The organism is Bradyrhizobium sp. P2_E8 (assembly GCF_056403875.1).
This window is the reverse complement of record NZ_JBFUES010001037.1, coordinates 1-2,531: the sequence shown is the minus strand read 5'-3', so window position 1 is coordinate 2,531 and position 2,531 is coordinate 1. Positions and strand designations below refer to the sequence as shown.

At 64.4% G+C, this 2,531-nt stretch carries 3 protein-coding genes and 1 pseudogene; all 4 read right to left on the bottom strand.

The genetic code is table 11. The annotated features are described in order from the left end of the window. A pseudogene (locus AC1D00_RS36275) lies at nt 1–121 on the bottom strand (enoyl-CoA hydratase); the annotation flags it as partial. Between the two features lie 102 nt (nt 122–223). Beyond that, the gene (locus AC1D00_RS36270) at nt 224–1,027 is read right to left on the bottom strand and encodes a glutamine amidotransferase (RefSeq protein WP_477013980.1); all 804 of its coding nucleotides are present in this window, start codon (nt 1,025–1,027) and stop codon (nt 224–226) included. Nucleotides 1,028–1,159: 132 nt separating this feature from the next. Further along, nucleotides 1,160–1,939, bottom strand: coding sequence for an SDR family NAD(P)-dependent oxidoreductase (locus AC1D00_RS36265; RefSeq protein ID WP_477013979.1), 780 nt, complete (start codon nt 1,937–1,939; stop codon nt 1,160–1,162). A gap of 227 nt (nt 1,940–2,166) precedes the next feature. Further along, a partial coding sequence (locus AC1D00_RS36260) for a tellurite resistance TerB family protein (RefSeq protein ID WP_477013978.1) occupies nt 2,167–2,531 on the bottom strand: 365 nt, incomplete at its 5' end.

Below are 2,531 nucleotides of genomic sequence, written 5' to 3'. Positions count from 1 at the left end.
CCATCGCACGGCGTACGTCGCGCTCCATCGTCGGCGTCCACGCGTTCATGCGGTCCGGGCGATTGAGCGTGATGGTCGCGACCTTGTCGCTCACCTCATAGAGAATGTGTTCATAGGCCATGACGCTCTCCCTTTGTCTGCCGGCGCAATTTCGCGCGCGCTCGTTGGGAGCGAACCTAGCATATCCAGGGATGAAGCAAGGGCCGGCGCGCTGTTTGCGCGATCACTCGGCGGCTTGCGCCAGCAGCGGCCGGCGCGTCAGCCAGCCATTGATGAAGTGATCGAGCCAGGCGCGTTCTGCGACATCGTACACGGCACGGTCCGCGAAATGATGATGCCGCTCGCGCGCACCGGGCGCGCTGAACCCGTCATAGCCGCGCGTGGTCCAGCGATGCATCATGGCGTAGGTCACGTCAGGATGAAACTGCACGCCGAAGGCGTTGCCGGCGCGGAACGCCTGCACCGGAAAATCATCGCCTTCCGCAAGCAGCTCAGTGCCGGCCGGCAGTTCGAACCCCTCGCGGTGCCAGTGATAGACCTGCGCCGGCCAGGCCGGGCAGAGCGCGTGGCCCGCGGCCGTCGGGCGGATCGGGTAGTAGCCGATCTGGGTCAGGGCCTCCGCATGCGGCGCGACGCGGGCCCCGAGCTGCATCGCCAGCATCTGCGCACCGAGGCAGATGCCGAGGAACGGCCGCTGTTCGCGGAGCGGAATTTCGATCCAGTCGATCTCGCGGCGGATGTAGTCGTCGGGATCGTTGGCGCTCATGGGGCCGCCGAAAACCACGGCGCCGGCATGCTGATCGAGCGTCTGTGGAAGGGGATCGCCAAAGCGGGGACGGCGGATGTCGAGGCGATGGCCGAGCGCGCGCAGCGCATTGCCGACACGGCCGGGCGTCGAGGATTCCTGGTGCAGGACAATCAGAACCGGCAACCGGGCTTCAGGACGAGCAGCAGATGCGCCAGGGGCCCCTCTCTTCGGGAAGGGCACCAATTCCGCGCCACCAAACCTGTCCGTCCGGAACGACATTGCCTTTCCAAATGCTAATCGGTTCAGACCGCCAGCATAGCTAAGCGATGGTTAACATCGTGTGAGTTCGCGCACACACGACACCGATTAAGGAAGCAAGCTCCGGGCCACGACGGGCGCTTCGAGCGTTCTCTAGTGCCTCTGCCGCTGGAAGCGACTGGTGGCGGATAAAATGAAGCCGCGCGGAAAGAAACGCAGCGCGAATGGCACAATCTTGATGCCGAGACCGGGCAGCACTGCCCGTTTATTTGCCATCAGCCCACGATAGGCCTCCCGTGCAACGTCGGAGGCAGGAACATTGAGAAGGGCCGTATTATGTCCGGATCCAACGCCGGCGCGCGCCTGGAATTCGGTAGGCACCGGACCCGGGCAAAGTACGGTGACGCGGACGCCGCGCGGCGCGAGCTCCGCCCGCAGGGCCTCGGTGAGAGAAATCACATAGGCCTTGGACGCGTAATAGACCGCCATGCCGGGGCCGGGCAGGAAGCCGGCGATCGAGCCGACATTGAGAAGACCGCCCTTGTTCCTGACGAGCTGATCGGCAAATCGCAGCGACAGATCCGTCAGAGCCCGGACGTTGACATCGACGATGCCAACCTGCTCGTCGCGATCGCACTCGATTGCATCGCCGAACACGCCGAAGCCGGCATTGTTGACGAGATGGTCGAGCTCGACACCTTCGGCGGCGAGCGCTGCCGCGATCTTTTCTCCGGCGTCTGCTTCCTGAAGATCGCAGGCGATAACGATCGGCTTCTTGCCGCCCTTGGCGGCGAGCTCGTTCGCGAGCGCCTCGAGCCGGTCCGCACGCCGCGCCGTCAGCGCGAGACGGTGTCCATTCGCGGCGAACACCCGCGCCAGCTCCGTGCCGATGCCCGCCGAGGCACCGGTGATCAACGTTACCCGCTCAATCACGATCGAAGTCTCTTGAATTGAAGTTTTTTAGGCCTGCAATGGCAGAACGAGAGCATAGGCCGTACGTGACAGGCAAGCGGCGCTGTCAGCATGGCCGCTTGAGTGGGCACCAGAGAGGGCAGAAAACCCACAGATTTGCCGGCAAACCCGGGACAAGACGGCCGGGGGCTACATTAAAGTTTCGTCATGTGATCTGCACAACCGGCCACCCGCCGTGTTGGACGCAATCAGCCGCCGACGGCGCCGTCCTTCACCTGGCTACCGGCGCGGTCCGCCACGGCGTGCTTCAGGTCGATCCGGTCGCGCTGGGCAATCCCGAGCAGGTCGGAGGCGCGCCAGACCACGTTGTCCTCGAACTCGGAGACCTGGCCGTCGGCATAGACCAGCTCCCACATCATCTGGACGATGCGCTTACGGCCCGCTTCGTCGAGCGAGCGCATGATGACGCTGGTAAAGTGATAGAGGTCGACCGCCTCGCCCTCGACCTGGGTTGCATCGACGATCAAACGATCGGCGGCGCCGCGATCAAGCCCGAAATGGCTTTCGATCAGGCTGTGCAGCTTGCGCTGCTCGGCCGCCGTCGGTTGGCCGT